Below are 22,452 nucleotides of genomic sequence, written 5' to 3' on the forward strand. Positions count from 1 at the left end.
CGATTTACATCTCCAGAAAGTTTTTCAGCAGTTGGGCGCCGGCCGCGCCGGAACGCTCGGGGTGAAACTGCACGCCAAAGAAATTATCTTTTTCCACCGCGGCGGTGAAAGGCTCGCCGTAGTTTGCCTGCGCAATGGTATGCGGGCAGACCGGCATGGCGTAGCCGTGGACAAAGTAGAAGTAGGCGTCTTCGTCAATATCGCGGAACAGTCGGTGCCCGGCCTGCGGAACGAGCTGGTTCCATCCCATGTGGGGCAGCGGCAAACCATGATCCGTCATGCGTTTGACCGGCGTATCAATAATGCCGAGCGTGGCAATGCCGCCGTTTTCGTCGCTGGATGTTCCCAGCAACTGCATGCCGAGACAAATGCCCAACACCGGCTGGGTACAGGCTTTGATCAGATCGATCAGATCGCGTTCAGCCAACTGGTTCATGGCCGCCTGCGCCGTACCGACGCCGGGTAAAAACAGTTTGTCGGCATGCAGCACCACATCGGCTTCCCGGCTGACCACCGGCTGATAGCCTAAACGCCGCACCGCATAGTCAACGGAGGACAGGTTGGCGCAGCCGGTATCCAGAATGACAACCTTCATCACAACACCCCTTTTGAACTCGGCAGCGTATCGCCCTCAACCCGAATGGCCTGACGCAGCGCCCGGCCAAAGACTTTAAACAGGCTTTCGACGCGGTGATGGTCGTTACGCCCTTTGGTTTTCAAGTGTAGCGTGACGCCCATGGCATAGGAGAGCGAGCGGAAGAAATGTTCGACCATTTCCGTACTCAGATCGCCCACCCGCTGGTAGCTGAATTCGGCCTTGTATTCCAGATGCGGTCGCCCGGAGATATCCAGCGCGCAGCGCGCCAGGCATTCATCCATCGGCAGGACGAAGCCAAAGCGGCCGATACCGCGTTTATCGCCCAACGCTTTACTGAGCGCTTCGCCCAGCGCCAGACCGGTATCTTCCACCGTGTGGTGGTCGTCGATATACAGATCGCCTTTCACTTCCACTTTCATGCGGAAACCGCCGTGAGTGGCGATCTGATCCAGCATGTGGTCGAAAAAACCGACGCCGGTGTTGATCTTGCTGCCGCCTTCCTGATCCAGCCAGACGTTAACGTCAATGGCCGTTTCGCGCGTCACTCGCTCGACATGCGCGTGGCGGTTACGTTTGGTGAGCTGGTGGGTGATGGCGCTCCAGTTCAGGCCTTCACGCTGATAACGCAGGCCGGTAATGCCCATGTTTTGCGCCAGCGTTACGTCGGTTTCGCGGTCGCCAATCACATAGCTGTTGGCGCTGTCCATCACGCTGCCTTGTAGGAAGGCCTCCACCAGCGCCGTTTTGGGTTTGCGGCAGTCGCAGTTGTCCGACGGCAAATGCGGACAAATCAGCACCTGTTCAAAGCGGATCCCCTGCGAGGTAAAGATTTGCATCATAAGATTATGCGGCGGATCGAACGTTTCCTGCGGGAAGCTGGCGGTGCCGAGTCCGTCCTGATTGGTGATCATCACCAGCTTGAATCCGGCTTTTTGCAATGCCAGCAGAGAGGGAATAACCTCCGGCTCAAACGCCAGCTTATCCAACCGGTCAACCTGAAAATCCTCGGGCGGCTCAGCAATCAATGTTCCGTCACGGTCGATAAAGAGATATTTCTGGCCCACATTGGCTCCTTGAGATTAAGCGTTGATTCCAGGCAATGACCGTAATGCGTCGATGGCGCGTTCGCATTCATAACGGTTGCCGATAGTGATGCGTAAACAGCCGGACAACCCGGGCTGTTTGTTCTGATCGCGCAGGATAATGCCCTCATCCCACAGAATCTTGAAAACCTGGCTGGAGGCGGTAAAACGCACCAGCAGATAGTTGCTTTCGCTGGGGAATACCTTTTCCACACAGGCCAGCGACGCTAATTGGTCGGCCAGCCAGCGCCGATTTTCCATCACCTCGGCCACGTTTCTCCGCATGTTCGCCACTCCCTGCGCGCTCAGCGCCTGCGCGGCGATATCGGCAACCGGCAGCGACAGCGGGTACGGGGCAATCACCTTCAGCAATAAGGCAATCACATCCGCGTTGGCCAACGTAAAGCCACAGCGCAGTCCGGCCAGCGCAAAGGCTTTCGACAGGGTCCGCAGGATGACCAGATGCGGGTAGTCCGCCAACCAGCCGACGGTCGAGGCCTGCGGGCAGAACTCAATGTAGGCTTCGTCGACGACGATCAGCGCTTTGTCCCGGGTCAGATCCAGCAGGCGACGCAGGTCTTCCTGTTTCACCAGATTGCCGGTCGGATTATTGGGACTGCATACATACACCAGCTTTACGCCGTCCAGTTGCCGTTCGATGGAGTCCATGTCCAACTGCCAGTCAAGGGTGCTTTGCGCGGTACGGCGTTCCACGCCGAACGTTTCGGCGCTTACCGCATACATGCCATAGGTCGGCGGACAGAACAGAATGGCGTCTTTACCCGGCTCGCAGAAAGCCCGAATCAGCAGTTCGATGCCTTCGTCCGCGCCGCGGCTGACCAGCACCTGCTCCGGCGCTAACCCGGCATACTCGGCATAGCGTTCAATCACCTGTTTGGGCTGACATTCAGGATAGCGGTTCAGCGTCGATAGCGTGAGCTGATATTCCGGCGCCTGCGGATATTCATTGGCATTCAGCCACACGTCGCCGTTACCGCCCAGCCGGCGGGCAGACTGATAGGGCGTCAGGGCGCGCACATTGGCGCGGGCCAGTTGTTCAATGCTCATGCTTGCTCCTTAAGGGCAGCGACACGCAGGGTGACGGCATTTTTGTGGGCGGTAAGCTGTTCGGCCTGCGCCAGCGTTTCGATGGTCGGCGCCAGTTGCAGCAAACCCTGCGGCGTTAACTGTTGCACCGTCATCCGTTTCTGGAAATCCGCCAATCCCAAACTTGAATAGGTTGAGGTATAGCCATAAGTCGGCAATACATGGTTGGTGCCGGACGCATAGTCGCCCGCCGATTCGGGTGACCAGTCGCCCAGGAAAACGGAACCGGCGCTGGTGATGCGGTCGACCCATTTTTCCGCATCGCGCGTCTGAATGATCAAGTGTTCCGGGCCGTATTGATTACTGATTTCCACACACTGCGCTAAATCACGGGCCACAATGACCCGGCTGCCGGACAGCGCCTGCCGGGCGATCTCGGCGCGGGAAAGCTGGGCGAGCTGCTGCTCGACGGCATCGGCCACCGCTTTGGCCAATGCGGCGTCGGGCGTCAGCAGGATAACCTGTGAATCAGGGCCGTGCTCCGCTTGTGACAGCAGGTCGGCGGCAATAAACGCCGGGGTGGCGCCGCTGTCGGCAATCACCAGCACTTCGGACGGGCCGGCGGGCATATCAATCGCCGCGCCGTCAAGCTGCTGACTGACCTGACGTTTGGCCTCGGTAACATAGGCGTTGCCGGGGCCGAATATTTTATCCACTTTGGGGACGCTTTGCGTGCCAAAGGCCATGGCGGCGATAGCCTGCGCGCCGCCCAGTTGGAACACTTCCTGAATACCGCAGAGCTGGGCGGCGTACAGAATTTCATCGGCAATAGGCGGGGGAGAACACAACACCACGCGTTGACAGCCAGCGATGCGGGCCGGGGTGCCCAGCATCAGCACCGTTGAAGGCAGCGGCGCCGAGCCGCCCGGAATATATAAGCCGACGGTGGCGATAGGGCGGGTAAGCTGCTGGCAGCGTACCCCGGGCTGAGTTTCGATATCGACAGTGGGGAGTTTTTGCGCATTGTGAAAGGTTTCGATATTGCGCACGGCCACCGCCATCGCCTGTTTCACATCTTCGCCCAGACGGGCCGAGGCCGCGGCGATTTCCGCTTCACTGACGCGGATAGCGTCGATCTGAACTTTATCAAACGTTGCGCTGTACTCACGTAATGCCTGGTCGCCGCTGCTTTTCACGGTTGCCAGAATATCTTTTACGATACCGGTGATGCGATCGGACGCCGAGATCGCCGGGCGAGTCAGTAACCGGCGCTGTTCTTCGGCGCTACACGCTTGCCAGTCAATCAGGGTATTGAAGTTGCTGTCGGCCATCGTCATTACTCCATCATTTTCTCAATCGGCAATACCAGAATGGAACTGGCGCCGAGAGATTTGAGTTTTTCCATGGTTTCCCAGAACAGGGTTTCGCTGCTGACCATATGCATGGCGACGCGGCTTTGGTCGCCGGCCAGCGGCAGAATGGTCGGGCGCTCCGCGCCAGGCAGCAGGGCGACGACTTCTTCCAGCCGTTCGCTTGGCGCGTGCAACATAATATATTTTGATTCACGCGCCTGAATAACGCCCTGCATACGCGTCAGCAATTTATCAATGAGCTGTTGTTTGTCGGCGGACATTTCACCGTCGCGTTGAATCAGGCAGGCCTTGGAGCGGTAGATGACTTCGACTTCGCGCAGGCCGTTCGCTTCCAGCGTGGCGCCCGTCGATACCAGATCGCAGATCGCGTCCGCCAACCCGGCGCGAGGCGCGACTTCAACCGAACCGTTCAGCAGACAGGATTTGAAATCAATGGCTTGTTTATCGAGATATTGTTTGAGCAGGTGAGGATAGGAGGTGGCGATGCGTTTGCTTTGCAGACACTGCGGGCCGGTATATTCTTCGTCCAGCGGCATGGCCAGCGACAAACGGCAGCCGCCAAAGTCCAGACGGCGTAAGGTAAAGTAGCGAGGGTCTTCGCCCTGGGCGCGGCGGTTGAGCAACTCTTCTTCCAGCACGTTTTCACCGATGATGCCCAGATCGACGACGCCATCCATCACCAGTCCCGGAATATCGTCATCACGAACGCGCAGAATGTCGATCGGCATGTTTTCAGCAAACGCGATAAGACGCTGTTGTTGCAGATTGATTTTGATACCGCAACGTGCCAGCAGTTCGCGTGAATCATCGCTCAGGCGGCCTGACTTCTGCATTGCTATCCGTAAACGTGTTTTATCCAGCATGGAAACCTCATTACCTGTCAAATTAAATACTATGCTAAAAAAATCGGGCTATAAAAAACCGCGGAGCGTTTTTTTAACGTTGCTTGGCAACGGCCCGCAGGGGGAGGCATGAAAGCCAGCCCATAAAAAAACCCTCGGAAGTGATCTTCCGAGGGCTCTCTTTTCGTTCTGCGCCACTGGAAGATCTGAACGTCTTCCAGCACCAATCGCCTGAAAGACTAGTCAGGGTGATGGTGATGATGGTGGTTAAACAGAACGCTTGTCATAAAATATCTCTTGGTTGTATCAATAGAGTAACTGCCTGTCGGATAACCTAAACCATGTGCGGGTATTTGTGCAACACTTTTTTACTGGATGCGGGATGATTGATCGTGCAGGGTGTCATCGACGGTAAGTACCCGATAAATATTGCGGCGGATGTGCGGGAGAGTGAATGATGAAGAAAGTGGCGATTGTCGGACTGGGGTGGTTGGGTATGCCGCTGGCGTTGGCGCTGAATGGTCATGGCTATCAGGTTGTCGGCAGTAAAACCACCATTGACGGCGTTGAAGCCGCCCGGCTGAGCGGCATCGAATGTTATCAGCTCAGACTGACGCCTGAGCTGATGTGTGATGCCGACGAGTTAACCGCCTTATTGCAGGTGGATGTGCTGATTATCACGTTGCCCGCCAGCCGTACGGCGCAGGGCGGGGAGCATTATGCTCAGGCGGTGCAACAGTTGGTTAATACCGCCCGGGTTTTTAAAGTTCCGCGGATTATCTTCACCAGTTCAACCTCCGTGTATGGCAATACCACCGGCGTCGTGCGGGAAAACTCACCGCTGCAACCGGTATCCATTGCCGGCAAGGTACTGGTGTCGCTCGAACAGTGGCTGCAACATTTGCCGGATACCTCGGTGGATATCCTGCGGTTGGCCGGACTGGTGGGTATCGATCGTCACCCCGGTCGTTTTCTGGCCGGGAAAACCGGGCTGACCGGCGGCGCTCGCGGCGTGAATCTGGTTCATCAGGAAGATGTGCTGGAAGCCATCCAGCTATTATTAAAACGCCCGCACGGCGGGCATCTGTATAATCTCTGTGCGCCGGGGCACCCGGCGAAACAGGATTATTATCCCGAGCAGGCTCGTCAGTTAGGATTAACCCCGCCGCAGTTTGTCGCTGATGAAAATATGGCTTCAGGCCGTATCGTTGATGGTCAGCGTATTTGCAATGAACTCGGATTTGACTATCAGTATCCGGATCCGATGACCATGCCGCTGGGGTAACAGAATGCAGGCAACCTGAGATTTCAGGTTGCCCTGATTAGCCTGGCGGCAATCAGGGCATGGGGATCAGAATGCCGACCAGTCTTTATTCGGCGCCGTTGTGTCCGCGCCGCGGCTGGCCTGAGGCAGCGTTTTTTGCGCTGAAGGCGGGGTGATTACCGCCAGCCTGGTTTGTGCGGGGTTTTCGTTCTGGGACAAACGGAAATTAGCCACCATTTTTTCCAGCAGGTCTGACTGTTCCTCCAGCGAGTTGGCCGAAATAGACGATTCCATCACCAGCGCCGCATTCTGCTGGGTCGTGGTGTCCAGTTCGCCGATTGCGCGGGCTATCTGTTCAATCCCACGGCTTTGCTCATCGGATGCGGCGGAGATTTCGTTCATGATGTCATTAACCCGGGAAACGGAAGCGACGATTTGATCCATGGTATCACCCGCCTGGGCAACCAACTGGTTACCCACATCAATGCGCGAAACCGATTCGGATATCAGACCGGCAATGTCTTTGGCCGCCTGAGAGCTGCGTTGAGAAAGGTTACGCACTTCGCTGGCGACGACGGCGAACCCACGTCCTTGCTCGCCGGCCCGGGCCGCTTCAACGGCGGCGTTCAGCGCCAGGATATTGGTTTGAAAAGCGATACTATTAATCACGGCGGTGATGTCGGCGATTTTCCTGGAACTGGCTGAGATGTCATCCATGGTGCTGACCACGTTGCGCACCACTTCTCCCCCTTTATAAGCATTGTGCGATGCTTCCGCCGTTATCTGGCTGGCATGTCGGGCATTTTCCGCATTGTTCTTCACCGTGGAGGTCAATTCTTCCATACTGGCGGCGGTTTCAACCACGGCGGCCGCCTGCTGTTCCGTACGGGACGACAGGTCGTTATTGCCGACCGCGATTTTGGCGGCCGAGTTGGCGACGCTATCCACGCTGTCGCGGACATCGCTAATCATACGGCGCAGTTTTTCGTTCATTCGTGCCATTGCCGCGGTCAATTGCCCTAGTTCATCATGGCGATCGACGGTTATTGAAGCCGTAAGATCGCCGCTGGCGATTTGTTCAGCCAGAGAAAGATTGTGAATAACGGGTTTGGTGATTTGGCGTGTAATATACATTGAAACGGCGATGCCAATGATAACGGCAATAAGACCAATAATAATGGTGATATTGGCGGAGTCGTAGGCCAGAACATCATTTTTTTCTTTTACAATGTTAATGATGGCTTTAAGGGCCGCGCTACTTTTATCGCCCGCAACTTTAACGGCATCCTCCGCCAGTTTCAGTTCGTTCAGAGATTTAAAATAATCCTCATTAAGCGTTTTGTAGTTGACCGCATATCGCCACAGGCCATCGACTAAGACCTTTTGCTCCGGCAACAAAGCCGGGGCGATATCCTGATAAGCCTTTTCTGAATTACTGAATTTTTCTTCCAGTTTTTTTAGCGACTCATCGGTGCCTTTAATTTGAAGTTCATACGCGTGATTTTTTATCTCCGTAACTAATAACGAAAAATCGTTAATTTTATGAAAAAGATCGTTCTCTATTAATTGACGATAAAGATTGTTGTTGAAATTTTGAAGGTGATTTTCATTATTAAGGCTGTCTATTTGTGCTTTGTAATCAACGGTTTTCTTTGTGGCGACGCCCATGTTGCCAATGGTGGTCTGAAATTCATCAAGATACTGATCTATATCGTTAATATGTGCTATTTCCTCAGCGCTCCATGACAACTTACTTGCTTCCTGGGTAAACTGAGTCGCGTGTTTGATATAGTTTGACATAACTTCGCGAGACTGTTCATCAGCAGTGTAAAAATATTTTAGCCGATTGATTTTAGCCTGAAAAACCTCAATGTTAATATTGTATATCAGGTTGGTTTTTTCATAAATATTTCTAATTTCTTTAAATCGATTAACGCTCAGATACGATGCAATAATGACCAATAGAAGGACAACGCCAAAGCCGATGTAAAGCTTGTGGGAAATTTTAACATTACGAATGCGGGAAATTAAAGAATGCATTGTGCCTCTCCGTGTATAAAACACACTCATGATGAATAATGGGAAATATTATTTGATTTATGGACGAGATGATTTATCGGTCCGCATGCCTGGAGTTTTAGTTTTTTTATAAGGTGTAATAAGAATTTGTGATTAAGATCTCTTGGCGTTGGGCGCAAGCACGGGGTTTATTGTGCAAATATACGAAAAATTCATAGTAAATTCTTATTAAGCCGAGTTTATTTTTGAAGATGATAAATAGCAATTTTTCGGTGTGAAAAATGAGCGTTTAAACAGCAATTCGGCGTATTTAATCAGAAAATAAAAGGCATATGCGGTGTTGTTTCCCCATTGCGGGCAGCGGAGAGCAACGACCAGAACGGCGATCCTCCGGCGTCAGGAGAAAGCGCTGATTTGCCGACGGGTTATTGTATTTTTTTCGGCATTTGCTCTAAAGTTGTGAGCTGTGCCGGTCGATACCGATTGAAGCAATATTTATCATGTCAAAACATAAATATAAACCATTGGCTAAACGGTGGGGATGGAAGTAGTGGATGAAAATTTGAAAGAGCAGTTTGTTAAGCGTAACAAACTGGCTATCTGCGCAACGCTGCGTGAATTAAAGAAAAATGACACCACGGTTATGGTTCATCATTCTCGTGGTCAGTTCATCAGTAAAATACTTGATGTCATACCCGACAATAACATTTTTATTTTTGATCTGGGTGGCGTCGAACGCGAGAATAGCCGCGCCTTGTATGCGGGAGCATTGAGTTTCGTGGCTGAACCGACCGGAGCTAAAGTCGAGTTTAGCGCTGAAATCGCCCGAACGGTTGATTTTCAAGGCTTACCCGCGTTCACCGCCTCTATTCCGGAACAACTCTACCTCATCCAGCGCAGAACCTATTTCCGTATTAATACGCCGCTTTGGCCGCCATTGCTGTGCCGTGGCGAATTACCGGATGACAGCCGCTTTCAATTTACCATCAGGGATCTCTCTCTCGGCGGGGTAAGCCTGTATACCGATCGGGATACCACCGGGTTATTGAAGGAAGGGGATATCATCAGCGGGGTTGAGATGGATCTCGATGAATATGGGTTCTTCTGCGTGGATTTGCAGTTTGTCGGTCAATCGACGATGAAAGACGTGGATAATAAAGGCGAGGTGAGAATCACCCAGCGCCTGAGCTTTAAATTTCCGATGCTGTCTGCCGCCCAGGAACGTGACCTGCAACAGGTCATTTTCGAGCTTGAAAGATTACACAATGAGAAGAAAAGAAAGTTTCAGGAACTGTGATTTTTTTGCCAACGTGCTTACACGCAGCCGCATGATGACTTTTTAATAAAACGCGATAGCCATAAAATTGTTTCCGGATTTCTCAACATCTTGTCAGACGGGAATGACTGGTGCAGAATACGCGCCTTGCAAAATAACCGACGCTCCATAGCGTCGGTTATTTTTTTGCATTTAGGTCTTCAACTAAAGAGGCCGGACAATGATCCGGATAGATAAGTCTGCTTGTGTGTGCCAGTGAGCCACCGTGAGGAAAGGGATAATGGGGCAATCAGTAAGTTCCGCGAAACGTGTGCAATTAAGAAGAACACTCACGTTATGGCCGGTTGTCATGATGGGGCTGGCTTATATGCAGCCAATGACCATTTTTGATACGTTTGGTATCGTTTCCGGCCTGACCGACGGCCACGTCGCCACCGCTTATGCCTTCGCCCTGGCAGGCATTCTGTTTACCGCCTTAAGTTATGGCAAGCTCGTTCGCCGCTTTCCATCCGCCGGTTCCGCCTATACCTACGCACAAAAAGCCATTAGCCCGCATGTTGGATTTATGGTGGGGTGGTCATCGCTGCTGGACTATCTGTTTATGCCGATGATCAATATTCTGCTGGCGAAAATCTACCTTGAAGCCATTTTCCCCGGCGTGCCGTCATGGATTTTCGTCGCGGCGCTGGTCGGATTGATGACGCTGTTTAACCTGCGCGGCATCAATGTGGTCGCCAATCTTAATTCCGTCATCGTGGTGGTGCAGGTCGCCATCATGGTCGTGTTTTTGGGACTGGTCATTCAGGGCGTTTATCACGGAGAAGGGGCCGGAACGCTCGTCAGCACGCAACCTTTCTGGTCGGAAAACGCGCAGGTCGTGCCGATGATCACCGGCGCGACGATCCTTTGCTTCTCTTTCCTGGGGTTTGACGGCATCAGTTCATTGTCTGAAGAAACGCAGGATGCCGGCAATGTTATCCCGAAAGCGATTTTTCTGACCGCATTGATCGGCGGGGTGATTTTTATCGCCGTCGCCTATTTTCTGCAACTGTACTTTCCGGATATCTCGCGCTTTAACGATCCGGACGCCTCGCAGCCGGAAATCATGCTGTATGTCGCCGGGAAATTTTTTCAGTCGATTATTCTGGTGTTTTCCTGCGTGACGGTGCTGGCGTCCGGGATGGCGGCGCACGCCGGCGTATCGCGCCTGATGTATGTGATGGGCCGCGATGGCGTATTCCCCGAACGCTTTTTTGGCTATATTCATCCGAAATGGCGGACGCCATCGCTGAACGTATTGCTGGTCGGCGCGATTGCGCTCTCGGCGGTCTCTTTCGATTTGGTAACGGCTACCGCGTTGATTAACTTCGGCGCGCTGGTGGCCTTCACCTTCGTGAACCTGTCGGTGATTTCACAGTTCTATATTCGCGAGCGCCGCAATCGCACGCTGAAAGATACCGTCAACTACCTTATTTTACCGGTTCTGGGCGCGCTGACCGTTGGCGCGCTGTGGGTTAATCTGGAGGAAAGCTCCATGACCCTCGGCCTGATTTGGGCAACGATGGGTCTGCTTTATCTGGCTTTCGTCACGCGCAGTTTCCGTCAACCGGTGCCGCAATGCAGTGAAGAGTTGATTTAAGTTATCCGGCACCTCGCTGAATAGCCGGACGAAAAGGGCGGAGAACCGGTTCTCCGCCCCGGACTTTCGGCAATGAGCGACTAGCTCGCCAGATCTTGCGCGTAAGCCCACAGCGCCTTAATTAAATCGGTTTTTTGTTTATCCCCGTCATAACGCTGATATAGCGCATCCAATTCGGCAATGTATTCCTGCAACCGCTCCGCGGTGAACACCCCCTGGCGATGCTGCAACCAGCGTTGCTGTTCGCTGTCGTCCAGCGTGTTTGGAAAGTTGCGGGCGCGATAGCGGAATAGCAGCGGCTCCAGACGGTCGTCGACGAATTTGAGATCCAACGCGGGAAGATTTTGCGGCGCGGTTGCCTGAATGATTTTCATCGCCATGCGATCGGCATCGCCAAAAAAGCCGTCATAGAGACGCTGATCGACATCGCTTGGCGCGTTAAATGCCGGCGACTCGGCAAACAGCGCCACGACTTTTTCTCTGATCTGACTGTTCTGCCGCAGCAGTTTTACATTATCCAGACACCGTTGGCGATCGATACCCAATCGTGCCGCGTCTTCCGGTCTCAGCGTATTGGCGGGCGCAAGCACCGGGCATTTGTTGATATGAACCAATTTGATGGGAACGGCCTGCTGGTCGGCCGTCAGTTGATCCCGGCGGGTATACAGCCGTTGGCGTAATTCATCGACATCCAAATCCAGCAGCGGGGTCATATCGCCGGCCAGATCGCACATGATGACGGCGTTGCGGTTGTCGGGATGCCACGCCAGCGGCGCCACCCAACTGGTGTTGCCCCTCGCCGCGCCAAACATGCCGGAAACATGAACCAGGGGTTTCATTTGCGGAATATCAAGCAGTGCGTTGACCTTATTCTTGTTGCGCAACTGGAAAAGATAATCAAAAAGCTTGGGCTGAGCCTGCTTCAGCAGCCGGGCCATGGAGATGGTGGCGTAAACGTCGGACATGGCGTCGTGGGCATGTTCATGGGAGACGCCGTTGGCCCGGGTTAAATGTTCCAGTCTGAAGCTGGGCAAGCCGTCATCGTTGTCCGGCCAGACAATTCCTTCCGGCCGCAGCGCATAGCACGCGCGCAGCGCATCCAGTAAATCCCAGCGCGAGTTGCCGTTTTGCCAACTGTAAGCGTAAGGATCATAGAAATTACGATAAAAGATATTGCGGCTGACTTCGTCATCGAACCGGATGTTGTTATAGCCCATGACGCAAGTGCCGGGAACGCTGAATGCTTCATGAATATGGCGGGCGAACTCGGCTTCGTTCACGCCTTTGGCCAAGGCCAACTGCGGCGTGATGCCGGTGATCATCACCGCTTCAGGCTCCGGCAGATAATCATCCGCCGGTTTGCAATAGATGACCAGCGGATCGCCGATGATGTTGAAATCCATATCGGTGCGCACTCCGGCAAACTGCGCGGGCCGATCGCGGGCCGGGTGCTTACCGAATGTCTCATAGTCATGAATGAAAAACGTAGGTTGTGTTTTATCGGCCATATTTACATTGCGTTAGATGATGAGTTTGAATGCTAATAAAGCAATAAGAATATCATTGAATAGGTTTTCTGTGTCGCTTTCCTGATGTGGGTCAAATCCCGCGCGGGTATAATTGCTAGGCATGTTGACGCCCATTCGGGTACAATTTCCCCTTTAATGCGAATGATAATTAGATTCTTTTATTTATTGCTTGCGGCCTATTGTCCCAAGCGATAATCAGCGAAAGGGGAAAATAATGCAGGTGAACGTAGCTTTTACGGTGAAAACGACGTTACTCGCGTCAATGCTCGCGCTGGCAGGTTGCGATCAGGCGGTTTCGTCATCAGAAAACGCGGAAACGATAACCGTTGAGCATGCGCAAGGAACCACGCAGGTTCCGCTGCATCCCCAAAAAGTCGTCGTCTTCAATCCCTCCACCCTGGATACGATGGATGCCTTGAATATCGAGGTGGCCGGCGTTCCGCAGAGCAGTACGCAACTGCCTGAGTTTCTTGCCAAATATCGCGGCAGTGAATACATCAACGTCGGCACGTTGTTCGAGCCTGACTATGAAGTGCTCAGCAGCATGAAACCTGACCTGATTATCGCCGGGGGACGCGCCACCGATGCTTACGATAAGTTGAGCGCCATCTCGCCGACGATATCGCTCGACGTTGATGAAAACCAGTTTATGCAGAGTTTCTCCCAACGTATTGAACAATTGGGAACCCTCTTCGGCAAAGAAGAGGAAGCCAAAGCACAGTTAGCTGATTTTAAACAGCAGATTGCCCAAACCCAGGCTAAAGCCGTCAATGCCGGTAATGCCCTGGTGCTGATGATCAGCGGCGGAAAAATGTCGGCTTACGGCCCGGCATCGCGTTTTGGATTTATTTTTGATGAGTTGGGATTTACCCCCGCCACGGAATTTCCGCAGGCGGGCCGGCACGGTAATGTGGTGACCTCGGAATTCATACTCAGCGTAAATCCTGAGTGGCTGTTTGTGCTGGATCGCGATAGCGCCATCGGGCAGGCGAGCGGGGAGTCGGCGCGGCAGGTGCTGGACAATCCGCTGATTCATAAGACCAACGCCTGGCAAAATAATCATATCGTTTATCTGGATTCCGCATCGCTTTATATCGCCGGAGGCCTGCAAAGCTATAAAAAGCTGATTACGGACGTCGATAACGCGTTGAATAAGCAATAGCACGATCGTGGCAGGAACAATGAAACCTTTCTATTTTGCGCTTGGTATCATGCTGCTGGGCGGAATGATCGTTGCCAGTCTGTTTGTCGGCGCCGGCCGGGTGAGTATGCAGGCGCTCTGGAGCGATCAGTCCATGCGCGATATTTTCCTGATCAGCCGCATTCCGCGAACGCTGGCATTGCTGCTGGCGGGGAGCGCGATGAGCGTGGCCGGTTTGATCATGCAATTGTTGACGCAAAACCGCTTCGTGGAGCCGTCATTGGCCGGAACAACCCAGTCCGCAGGATTGGGCCTGCTGGTTATGATGGTTCTGGCGCCGACGTCTTCCGTGTTTGTCAAAATGATTGTCGCCAGTCTGTTTGCGATGGCCGGTACGCTATTATTTATGCTGCTGTTGCGGCGGATAGTGCTGAAATCCGCATTGGTGGTGCCGCTGGTGGGGATTATGCTCGGCGCCGTTATCAGTGCGATCACCACGTTCGGCGCCATGCATTTTGATCTGTTGCAGGCGCTCGGCAGTTGGGAGTCGGGGGATTTTTCCGGCGTATTGAAAGGTCGCTACGAACTGCTGTGGCTGGTCGGTATACTGACGCTTGTCGCTTGCTGGATCGCGGATCGCTTCACCGTGGCGGGCATGGGGCGTGAGTTTTCGGTCAATGTCGGGCTTAACTATCGGCGGGTGATGCTGATGGGGCTGTCGATTGTGGCGGTCGTGAGCGGCGTGGTGGTGGTGGTGATTGGCGCGTTACCGTTCCTCGGCCTTATCGTTCCCAATCTTATCAGTATGATAATGGGCGATAATATCCGTAAAACCATTCCGTGGGTGTGTCTGCTGGGGGGAGGTCTGGTGTTATTGTGCGACATCATCGGCCGGGTGGTTCGCTATCCGTTTGAGATACCGGTCAGCGTCATTCTGGGTGTCATCGGGGCTATCGTTTTTCTTCTCCTGCTGCTAAGTCAAAAACGTCATGTCAGTTAATAAAGTGAATTCGGCGGTGCCTGCCGTGGCGCACGAAAAACAACGGGGATTATCTCCCCGCCGGCGTTTATTGCTGTTGGGCGCCTTGTCACTGGCGGCGATGGCGATATTTATGACCGTCAATCTCGGCAGCAATCTGCGCTATATCCTGACGCATCGGGGATGGATGCTGGCGACGATGCTGTTGGTGGCGTTTGCCGCCAGCGTATCGACGGTGTTGTTCCAGACGGTGACCAATAACCGTATTCTGACGCCTTCCATCATGGGGTTTGAGGCGCTGTTTATTCTGATTCAAACCGCCTTGATTTTTATTTTCGGTACTCAGGGCATACCGGGTTTGGGCATTCAGGGTAAATTCATCACCGAGGCGTTGTTGCTGGTGATGTTTTCCGCCGTGCTTTACCGCTGGTTATTTACCGGAAATGGTAACAACCTGCATCTGATTTTGCTGGTGGGCATTATCTGCGGCACGCTGTTTCGCAGCGTCGCCAACCTGATGCAACGCTTACTCTCCCCCAGCGAGTTTGCTATTTTGCAGGGCCGTATATTCGCCACCTTCACGCGCGCCGCGCCTGAGTTGATCGGGCTGTCGGCGGCGATCTCGGTGATTATCGCCGTCGTGATATGGCGGATGCGCTTTCGATTCGATGTGTTGGCGCTGGGACGTAATACCGCGATTAATCTGGGGCTGGATTACAAGCGCAGCGTGACGGTGATTTTGCTGTTGGTCTCCGTGCTGGTGGCGATATCGACGGCGCTGGTCGGGCCGTTGACCTTTCTGGGATTTATGGTGGCCAATCTGGCGTATATGATTATTGGCACCAGACAACATCGTTTTTTGCTGCCGGCCGCCTTTCTGCTGGGCATTATTTCCCTGGTCGGCGGACAACTGCTGCTGGAACATCTGCTGGGGATGTCCGGCTCATTATCGGTGGTGATTGAATTTATCGGTGGTTCACTGTTTATTCTATTGTTACTTAAAAAGGTTTCCGTGTGATTGAGATCGGCGATGTAACTAAAACCTATAATCATATGGCGGTATTGGAAAACGTTACCGCCACCATCCCCCGGGGCGGCGTGACTTCGATTATCGGCCCTAACGGGGCAGGGAAATCGACGTTATTGTCCATCATCAGCCGCTTATTGGACGCCGATCGCGGGCAGGTCCGCGTTAACGGCATGGATGTCGCCAGGACGCCGAGTGACAAGCTGGCAACTTGTTTGTCGGTGCTGCGGCAGGAGAATCAGTTTACCAGCCGGTTGACCGTGGCCGAGTTGGTTGGGTTTGGGCGCTATCCCTATACCAAAGGGCGGTTAAATGCAGACGATCGTCAGCGTATAGATGCGGCGCTGGAATTTCTCGATCTGACCGAATTGAAAGGCCGTTTTTTGGATCAGCTTTCAGGCGGACAGCGGCAGCGCGCCTATGTGGCCATGGTTTTATGTCAGGATACGGAGTATGTGCTGTTGGACGAACCGCTCAATAACCTGGACATGAAACATGCGGTGGCAATGATGAAACAGATCCGTCGGGCGGCGGATGAACTGGGAAAAACCATTGTTCTGGTCATTCATGATATCAATTTTGCCTCAGCCTACTCCGACTATATTATCGCCATGCGCAAAGGGCGGATTATCTACAGCGGTAAGCCCGAAGAGATTATGGTTTCTGAAATACTGGAAGATATCTTTGATACCGAGGTGGCTATCGAGCAGGTGAATAGCCAACGTATCGCCGTGTATTATCGGTAATTAATCGATTCCGGAGAAAACCATCTTGTCGCAGATAGCTGCTAACCTGTATGGTTAGCGTATTAGAATTTGTGTATGACTTAAGTAAGGGTAGAAAAATGGATAAGGATACTAAGCCTTGTTTCCAGGATGTTCTGGAGTTTGTGCGTATGTTTCGTCGTAAAAATAAACTGCAACGTGAAATCGTCGATAACGAAAAGAAAATTCGTGATAACCAGAAGCGTGTCTTACTGCTCGATAACCTGAGCGAGTACATTAAGCCTGGCATGACCATCGAAGACATTCAGGGCATCATTGCCAGCATGCGCAGTGATTATGAAGATCGCGTGGATGATTACATCATTAAAAACGCCGATCTGTCGAAAGAGCGTCGTGAATTGTCCAAAAAATTGAAAACTATGGGTGAAGTGAAATAACCCGAGCGGCTGAACCTAACCGCTGTAACAATCAGGGATCGCCTAAGCGGTCCCTGATTTTTTAATCCCTGCCGCGCTATTTTACGGCCGTACCGGTTTGCTGTAGATACCTGGCGCTCATTTCCCGCGCTGAAAGCTGAATGCGCTTCGCATTCCTCCCCTTAATTGACTGAAACCGACAATATTGATTGCGTAGCCCATTGTATGGATTGATTTTTGACCTGCGCCAACGGTTCATGATGTCGCACTATTCCTTCTCCTAAAAACATTGATACGGCTAAGCGCTGTTTCCAGGGGGGCGGGGTGATGAGCCGATTATCCGTAAGCACTGTCGCTATTGCCGCGATCCTCGGTATTTTGCCGTTGCTGATCCTACCGCAAATTCCCCCAGCCGGCGTGCTATGGGGCGGGATGGCGCTGGCCGTGATGATGGGATGGCGGCGTCTTCATTATGCGTTACGGATAATGGCGGTCGTTCTGTTCGGTTTTTGTTGGGCGGGATTAACGGCGCAAACGCTATTGCAACAAATTGAGCAGGTTACATCGCGCCCGGTCAACGCGGTCGTCACGATTAACAGTATGCGTTTTGCCGAACTTGATGAGTCTCGGGTGGTTATCCGGCTGGAGAAAATAGACCAGAAGCGGATATTTCCACCCCTTTACGCGAATGTGACATTGTCACAAAATATGCGGGGCTGGTGCGGCGGTCAACGCTGGCGGATCGCCGCCAATTTTCGCCCGGTACATAGTCGACTGAATCAAGGCGGGTTTGACAGTCAACGCTGGGCGATATCCAGGCGTCAGCCATTATCGGCACGGATAATGTCGGCGCAGGCGATCGACCCATCCTGTGGTCTGCGCCAGCGTATTATTTCCCATGCCGAACAACGGACAATGACGCTGCCGTGGCGTTCTATTTTACTGGCGCTGACTTTCGGCGAAATGAAAACCGTCAGTCCCGAAACCAAGCTTACACTCCAGAGAACTGGCACCTTGCACCTGATGGCGATTTCCGGGCTGCATATTGCGCTTGCCGCATTATTCGGCTGGGGGATCGCCCGGACGATGCAATATTTTTTGCCGGAGCACACAATCGGCTACCGTTTTCCCTTATTCACCAGCGGATTGGTGGCGTGGGGGTATGTATGGCTCGCCGGCGGGAATCCCCCGGCGATAAGGGCCGCATTGGCTCTCAGCCTGTGGATCCTGCTGAGGATGAAAGGCGTCATCTGTTCGCCATGGCAGGTATGGCTATGGTGTGTGGCGCTTATTTTGGTTTGTGACCCGCTCAGCGTGCTGTCCGACAGCTTCTGGCTATCCTGTCTGGCGGTGGCCTCATTGATTTTCTGGTTTCAGTGGGCGCCCTTGCCGCAACGATGTCAAACCGGTTTTGGCTGGTGCTGGCTACGCTGGCTGCATTTGCAAACCGGGATGACGCTGCTGTTGATGCCGCTGCAACTCAGTATGTTTCATGGATTCAGCCTGACCTCTTTGCCGGCAAATCTATGGGCCGTGCCGGTGGTGTCATTGATCACCACGCCCTTAGTGCTGCTGGCCTTGCCCATGATGTTCGTCACCGAACTGAATTACTGGCTATGGTGGCTGGCGGACAGTTCGCTGAGAGCCGTGTTTATCCCGCTGACCGTGATGCAGACCGGCTGGATTGATCTACACGCGTCCCTGCTTATCGGCAGTATTGCCGGGTGGCTGATGGTGGTGATCTGGCGCTTTACGTGGTGGCGCGACTATCCTGCCAGCGTGGTTGCCATCGTCCTGGTTCTGGCCCTGTCCCGGATAAAAAATGAGGAACCCAACTGGCGGGTCGACATGCTGGATGTCGGGCACGGGCTTGCCGTGGTTATCGAGCGTAACGGGAAAGCCATCCTGTACGATACCGGAAACCGTTGGGACGGCGGCGACATGGCGACCAGGGAAATACTGCCTTATCTACGGTGGCGCGGGCTGGTGGTGGAAAAAATCATTGTGAGCCACAGCCATAGCGATCATGCCGGCGGATTAGCGTCCGTCACAGCGGCGTATCCTGACGCGGAAATTTACAGCGCTTTCAGACAGGACGGCCATCAGCCTTGTCGGCAGGGCGTAAACTGGCGCTGGCAGGGGTTGCGCTTTACCGTATTGTGGCCGGTGTCGCAGGTCGAGAGGGCGGAGAATAACGATTCCTGCGTGGTGCGTATCGACGATGGAAAACACCGCGTATTGCTGACCGGGGACATTGAGACCGAAACGGAGCGGCAACTGGTTAAATGGCAAAGAAATGCGTTGGCTGCGGATTTGTTACAAATTCCTCATCACGGAAGCGGCAGTTCGTCTTCGCCGCCTTTTATCCGCGCCGTTGACGCACAGCGCATTATCTCTTCCAGCGCGCGCTATAATCCGTGGCGTCTGCCGTCGACAAAAATTGTGGCGCGTTATCGCCAGTATGGCTATGAATGGCTTGATACGGCGACGTCAGGACAGCTGAGTGTGCGTTTTTTCAACGATTCGTGGCATCTGCTGCGCTTCAGAGAGCAAATATCGCCCCGCTGGTATCATCGGTGGTTTGGCGTAAAGCGGTATAATGAGTAGAATAGGCGGCTATTTCTTCCCGGTTCAGGTTTATTGCATGCTGAATGATAAGGATCTCTCCACCTGGCAGACGTTTCGTCGCCTATGGCCGATGATCACTCCTTTTAAAGCGGGGCTGATTGTGGCCGCGATCGCGCTGGTTATTAATGCGGCTGGCGATACCTTAATGTTGTCTCTGCTTAAGCCATTACTTGATGAAGGATTTGGCAAAGCCGATCGTACCGTTTTGGTTTGGATGCCGTTAGTGGTTATCGGACTGATGCTGATGCGCGGCACCTCGGGTTTTGTGTCAAGTTATTGCGTGGCCTGGGTGTCCGGTAAAGTGGTTATGAGCATGCGTCGCCGCCTGTTCAACCACATTATGGGAATGCCGGTTACCTTTTTCGACCAGCAATCAACGGGCACGCTGTTGTCCCGTATTACCTATGATTCCGAGCAGGTCGCCGCCTCATCCTCAAACGCCTTGATTACGGTGGTCAGGGAAGGGGCGTCCATTATCGGTCTCTTCATTCTGATGTTTTACTATAGCTGGCAGCTATCCATCATCTTGATTGTGATTGCGCCGATTGTGTCGGTGGCGATCCGGCTGGTCTCCAAGCGTTTTCGCGATATCAGTAAAAATATGCAGAATACGATGGGGCAGGTCACCACCAGCGCAGAGCAGATGTTGAAAGGCCACAAAGAGGTGTTGATTTTCGGCGGTCAGGAGGTGGAAGCTCAGCGCTTCAACAAGGTCAGCAACCGTATGCGCCAGCAGGGCATGAAGCTGGTTTCCGCCTCATCGATTTCCGATCCCATTATTCAGATGATTGCTTCGCTGGCGCTGGCTTTCGTGCTGTTCGCCGCCAGTTTCCCAAGCGTTATGGACACCCTGACCGCCGGGACCATTACCGTGGTTTTCTCATCAATGATTGCGCTGATGCGTCCGTTAAAATCGCTGACTAACGTTAATGCTCAGTTCCAGCGCGGTATGGCCGCCTGCCAGACGCTGTTTGCCATTCTGGATATGGAGCAGGAAAAAGATACCGGCAAACTGGAGCTTGGCCGGGCAAAGGGCGATCTGGTGTTCCGCAACGTTGATTTTGCCTATGCGGGCAGAGAGAATCTGGCGTTGAAAAATATCAGCCTGCATATTCCACCTGGTAAAACCGTCGCGCTGGTCGGCCGTTCGGGATCGGGTAAATCCACCATCGCCAATCTGATCACCCGCTTTTATGACATTCAGGCCGGCGAAATCCTGCTGGACGGGCATGACCTGCGCGAGTACACGCTGGCGTCCCTGCGCAGTCAGGTGGCGCTGGTGTCGCAGAATGTGCACCTGTTTAATGACACGATCGCCAATAATATCGCCTATGCCTGTAATGACCGCTATAGCCGGGAAGAGGTGGAGCGCGCGGCTAAAATGGCGCATGCCATGGATTTCATCAGCAAGATGGAAAACGGACTGGACACCATGATCGGCGAGAACGGCGTTCTGCTGTCGGGCGGGCAGCGGCAGCGTATCGCCATCGCCCGCGCCTTGCTGCGCGACTGTCCTATTCTGATCCTCGATGAGGCGACCTCGGCGCTGGATACCGAGTCGGAGCGCGCCATTCAGGCGGCGCTGGATGAGTTGCAGAAAGATCGTACCGCGTTGGTTATCGCGCATCGTCTGTCCACCATTGAGAAAGCCGATGAGATTCTGGTTGTTGAAGACGGGCGTATTATTGAACGCGGCGAGCATAAGGCGCTGCTGGAAAATAATGGCGCCTACGCCCAATTACATAAAATGCAGTTTGGCGAATGATTGAGCGAATCTGGTCGGGACGCTCGCCGCTTTATTGGCTATTAATACCCTTGTCGGCGTTATACGGGCTTATCACTTTTCTGATACGCCTAAGTTATCGCCGGGGATGGCGTAAACGCTGGCGAGCGTCGGTGCCGGTATTGGTGGTGGGAAATTTGACGGCGGGGGGGAACGGCAAAACCCCGGTCGTTATCTGGCTGGTAGAGCAGTTGCAGCGCCAAGGGTATCGGGCGGGCGTCGTTTCCCGTGGTTACGGCGGCAAAGCGGAATGCTACCCGTTACTGGTTGGTGATGGCGTGACCGCGGCTCAGGCAGGCGATGAGCCGGTACTGATTTATCAACGCACCGGCGCGCCGGTCGCCGTCGCGCCAGTGCGGCGTCAGGCGGTGGAAGCGCTGCTGGCGCGTTATCCGCTGGATGTGGTGATCACCGATGACGGATTGCAGCATTATGCGCTGGAGCGCGACATCGAACTGGTGGTGATTGACGGCGTTCGGCGTTTTGGCAATGGCTGGTGGTTGCCGGCCGGCCCGATGCGTGAGCGGGAAAACCGGCTGCGATCGGTGGATGCGGTCATCGTCAACGGCGGAACGGCGCAGGCCGGTGAGATCGCCATGCACTTGACGGCAGGAATGGCGGTTAATCTGGTTTCCGGGGAAAAATGCCCGGTGAATCGGTTGTCGAACGTGGTGGCGATGGCGGGCATCGGTCATCCACAGCGTTTTTTTGCTACGCTTCGTGATGCAGGCGTGAGCGTTTCCCGTGAGGTGGCTTTTGCCGATCATCAAAGCTATCAGGCCGACCAGCTAAAACGACTGACCGTTGATGAAAAGCAACCCTTGCTGATGACGGAAAAGGATGCGGTCAAATGCAAGCCGTTCGCCTGCCGAAACTGGTGGTATTTGCCGGTTGACGCGGTGTTGGCCGAACCGCATGCCGCACAATTGCTCAACCGATTAGACAGGCTGCTTCAACTGTCGCGGAAAGACCGGCGCCAGCGTTGCGACTGACGATGTTTGTTGTATTTTAACCTTGTTATACCCGATGGATTTTGAGGCGCGGCAAGCCAACTCGCTGCAACTTGAAAGATAACGGATATAGA

Annotated in this window: 18 protein-coding genes and 1 other annotated feature; of the genes, 11 read left to right on the top strand and 7 right to left on the bottom strand. The window is 53.6% G+C overall.

Going from position 1 to position 22,452, the window contains the following annotated elements; genetic code table 11:
* Positions 1–4 precede the first annotated feature (4 nt).
* The 5 genes from hisH to hisG are packed head-to-tail and all read right to left on the bottom strand — an operon-like array spanning position 5 to position 4,963.
* Positions 5–595 (bottom strand): imidazole glycerol phosphate synthase subunit HisH, encoded by a 591-nt coding sequence (hisH, locus tag JG725_RS01520; protein ID WP_172288094.1) that lies wholly within the window; start codon positions 593–595, stop codon positions 5–7.
* Positions 595–1,662 (bottom strand): bifunctional histidinol-phosphatase/imidazoleglycerol-phosphate dehydratase HisB, encoded by a 1,068-nt coding sequence (hisB, locus tag JG725_RS01525; RefSeq protein WP_199376247.1) that lies wholly within the window; start codon positions 1,660–1,662, stop codon positions 595–597. Before hisB ends, hisH begins: the two co-directional genes overlap by 1 nt.
* 15 nt (positions 1,663–1,677) lie before the next feature.
* The gene (gene hisC, locus JG725_RS01530) at positions 1,678–2,748 is read right to left on the bottom strand and encodes a histidinol-phosphate transaminase (protein WP_199376249.1); all 1,071 of its coding nucleotides are present in this window, start codon (positions 2,746–2,748) and stop codon (positions 1,678–1,680) included.
* Positions 2,745–4,058, bottom strand: a complete 1,314-nt coding sequence (hisD, locus tag JG725_RS01535) for a histidinol dehydrogenase (RefSeq protein WP_199376251.1) — start codon at positions 4,056–4,058, stop codon at positions 2,745–2,747. Before hisD ends, hisC begins: the two co-directional genes overlap by 4 nt.
* Positions 4,059–4,063: 5 nt before the next feature.
* Positions 4,064–4,963 carry an ATP phosphoribosyltransferase gene (gene hisG, locus JG725_RS01540; RefSeq protein ID WP_172288088.1) on the bottom strand — a complete coding sequence of 300 codons (900 nt, stop codon included), beginning with the start codon at positions 4,961–4,963 and terminating at the stop codon, positions 4,064–4,066.
* A 122-nt stretch (positions 4,964–5,085) separates the two neighbouring features.
* Positions 5,086–5,206: a sequence feature (His leader region), on the bottom strand.
* Positions 5,207–5,399: 193 nt separating this feature from the next.
* Between hisG and JG725_RS01545 the strand changes: the two genes are divergently transcribed.
* Positions 5,400–6,227 carry an SDR family oxidoreductase gene (locus tag JG725_RS01545; protein ID WP_199377183.1) on the top strand — a complete coding sequence of 276 codons (828 nt, stop codon included), beginning with the start codon at positions 5,400–5,402 and terminating at the stop codon, positions 6,225–6,227.
* A gap of 66 nt (positions 6,228–6,293) precedes the next feature.
* Here the strand turns inward: JG725_RS01545 and JG725_RS01550 are convergent, their stop codons facing one another.
* Positions 6,294–8,246: a methyl-accepting chemotaxis protein gene (locus JG725_RS01550; protein ID WP_199376253.1), complete on the bottom strand. Its 1,953-nt coding sequence runs from the start codon at positions 8,244–8,246 to the stop codon at positions 6,294–6,296.
* Between the two features lie 520 nt (positions 8,247–8,766).
* Between JG725_RS01550 and JG725_RS01555 the strand changes: the two genes are divergently transcribed.
* Positions 8,767–9,522: a flagellar brake protein gene (locus JG725_RS01555; protein WP_172288794.1), complete on the top strand. Its 756-nt coding sequence runs from the start codon at positions 8,767–8,769 to the stop codon at positions 9,520–9,522.
* 259 nt (positions 9,523–9,781) lie between these two features.
* Positions 9,782–11,140 (top strand): APC family permease, encoded by a 1,359-nt coding sequence (locus JG725_RS01560; protein ID WP_172288085.1) that lies wholly within the window; start codon positions 9,782–9,784, stop codon positions 11,138–11,140.
* Positions 11,141–11,220: 80 nt separating this feature from the next.
* Here JG725_RS01560 and sbcB read toward each other — a convergent pair whose 3' ends face one another.
* Positions 11,221–12,648 carry an exodeoxyribonuclease I gene (gene sbcB, locus JG725_RS01565; RefSeq protein ID WP_199376255.1) on the bottom strand — a complete coding sequence of 476 codons (1,428 nt, stop codon included), beginning with the start codon at positions 12,646–12,648 and terminating at the stop codon, positions 11,221–11,223.
* A 241-nt stretch (positions 12,649–12,889) separates the two neighbouring features.
* On the opposite strand from sbcB, the gene JG725_RS01570 reads away from it, so the two are divergent.
* The 8 genes from JG725_RS01570 to lpxK all read left to right on the top strand — a co-directional run bounded on the left by JG725_RS01570 (position 12,890) and on the right by lpxK (position 22,360).
* A complete protein-coding gene (locus tag JG725_RS01570) occupies positions 12,890–13,831 on the top strand; it encodes a siderophore ABC transporter substrate-binding protein (protein WP_370541599.1) in 942 nt (313 codons plus the stop codon).
* A 19-nt stretch (positions 13,832–13,850) separates the two neighbouring features.
* Positions 13,851–14,810: an ABC transporter permease gene (locus tag JG725_RS01575; protein ID WP_172288080.1), complete on the top strand. Its 960-nt coding sequence runs from the start codon at positions 13,851–13,853 to the stop codon at positions 14,808–14,810.
* Positions 14,800–15,807: an iron chelate uptake ABC transporter family permease subunit gene (locus JG725_RS01580; RefSeq protein ID WP_172288078.1), complete on the top strand. Its 1,008-nt coding sequence runs from the start codon at positions 14,800–14,802 to the stop codon at positions 15,805–15,807. The genes JG725_RS01575 and JG725_RS01580 overlap by 11 nt, the downstream gene beginning before the upstream one ends.
* Complete coding sequence (locus tag JG725_RS01585; RefSeq protein ID WP_199376259.1) at positions 15,804–16,562, top strand: ABC transporter ATP-binding protein; 759 nt, start codon at positions 15,804–15,806, stop codon at positions 16,560–16,562. The genes JG725_RS01580 and JG725_RS01585 overlap by 4 nt, the downstream gene beginning before the upstream one ends.
* Before the next feature lie 98 nt (positions 16,563–16,660).
* Positions 16,661–16,978, top strand: a complete 318-nt coding sequence (tmaR, locus tag JG725_RS01590) for a PTS system regulator TmaR (protein WP_172288075.1) — start codon at positions 16,661–16,663, stop codon at positions 16,976–16,978.
* A 306-nt stretch (positions 16,979–17,284) separates the two neighbouring features.
* Positions 17,285–19,564 carry a ComEC family protein gene (locus JG725_RS01595; RefSeq protein WP_199376261.1) on the top strand — a complete coding sequence of 760 codons (2,280 nt, stop codon included), beginning with the start codon at positions 17,285–17,287 and terminating at the stop codon, positions 19,562–19,564.
* Positions 19,565–19,601: 37 nt separating this feature from the next.
* Positions 19,602–21,350 (top strand): lipid A ABC transporter ATP-binding protein/permease MsbA, encoded by a 1,749-nt coding sequence (gene msbA / locus JG725_RS01600; RefSeq protein WP_172288792.1) that lies wholly within the window; start codon positions 19,602–19,604, stop codon positions 21,348–21,350.
* The gene (lpxK, locus tag JG725_RS01605; RefSeq protein WP_199376263.1) at positions 21,347–22,360 is read left to right on the top strand and encodes a tetraacyldisaccharide 4'-kinase; all 1,014 of its coding nucleotides are present in this window, start codon (positions 21,347–21,349) and stop codon (positions 22,358–22,360) included. The genes msbA and lpxK overlap by 4 nt, the downstream gene beginning before the upstream one ends.
* The last annotated feature ends 92 nt before the right edge of the window (positions 22,361–22,452 follow it).

This window comes from Brenneria sp. L3-3C-1, assembly GCF_016456245.1.
Classification (GTDB): Bacteria; Pseudomonadota; Gammaproteobacteria; order Enterobacterales; family Enterobacteriaceae; genus Brenneria.

Excerpts from the sequence above, each read along its gene's own strand:
- JG725_RS01545 (WP_199377183.1), top strand. The coding sequence starts at position 5,400 with ATGAAGAAAGTGGCGATTGTCGGACTGGGGTGGTTGGGTATGCCGCTG.
- hisH (WP_172288094.1), bottom strand. The coding sequence starts at position 595 with ATGAAGGTTGTCATTCTGGATACCGGCTGCGCCAACCTGTCCTCCGTT.
- JG725_RS01580 (WP_172288078.1), top strand. The coding sequence starts at position 14,800 with ATGTCAGTTAATAAAGTGAATTCGGCGGTGCCTGCCGTGGCGCACGAA.
- hisD (WP_199376251.1), bottom strand. The coding sequence starts at position 4,058 with ATGGCCGACAGCAACTTCAATACCCTGATTGACTGGCAAGCGTGTAGC.
- JG725_RS01560 (WP_172288085.1), top strand. The coding sequence starts at position 9,782 with ATGGGGCAATCAGTAAGTTCCGCGAAACGTGTGCAATTAAGAAGAACA.
- JG725_RS01550 (WP_199376253.1), bottom strand. The coding sequence starts at position 8,246 with ATGCATTCTTTAATTTCCCGCATTCGTAATGTTAAAATTTCCCACAAG.
- hisG (WP_172288088.1), bottom strand. The coding sequence starts at position 4,963 with ATGCTGGATAAAACACGTTTACGGATAGCAATGCAGAAGTCAGGCCGC.
- JG725_RS01575 (WP_172288080.1), top strand. The coding sequence starts at position 13,851 with ATGAAACCTTTCTATTTTGCGCTTGGTATCATGCTGCTGGGCGGAATG.
- sbcB (WP_199376255.1), bottom strand. The coding sequence starts at position 12,648 with ATGGCCGATAAAACACAACCTACGTTTTTCATTCATGACTATGAGACA.
- tmaR (WP_172288075.1), top strand. The coding sequence starts at position 16,661 with ATGGATAAGGATACTAAGCCTTGTTTCCAGGATGTTCTGGAGTTTGTG.
- msbA (WP_172288792.1), top strand. The coding sequence starts at position 19,602 with ATGCTGAATGATAAGGATCTCTCCACCTGGCAGACGTTTCGTCGCCTA.
- JG725_RS01595 (WP_199376261.1), top strand. The coding sequence starts at position 17,285 with ATGAGCCGATTATCCGTAAGCACTGTCGCTATTGCCGCGATCCTCGGT.
- hisC (WP_199376249.1), bottom strand. The coding sequence starts at position 2,748 with ATGAGCATTGAACAACTGGCCCGCGCCAATGTGCGCGCCCTGACGCCC.
- JG725_RS01555 (WP_172288794.1), top strand. The coding sequence starts at position 8,767 with ATGGAAGTAGTGGATGAAAATTTGAAAGAGCAGTTTGTTAAGCGTAAC.
- lpxK (WP_199376263.1), top strand. The coding sequence starts at position 21,347 with ATGATTGAGCGAATCTGGTCGGGACGCTCGCCGCTTTATTGGCTATTA.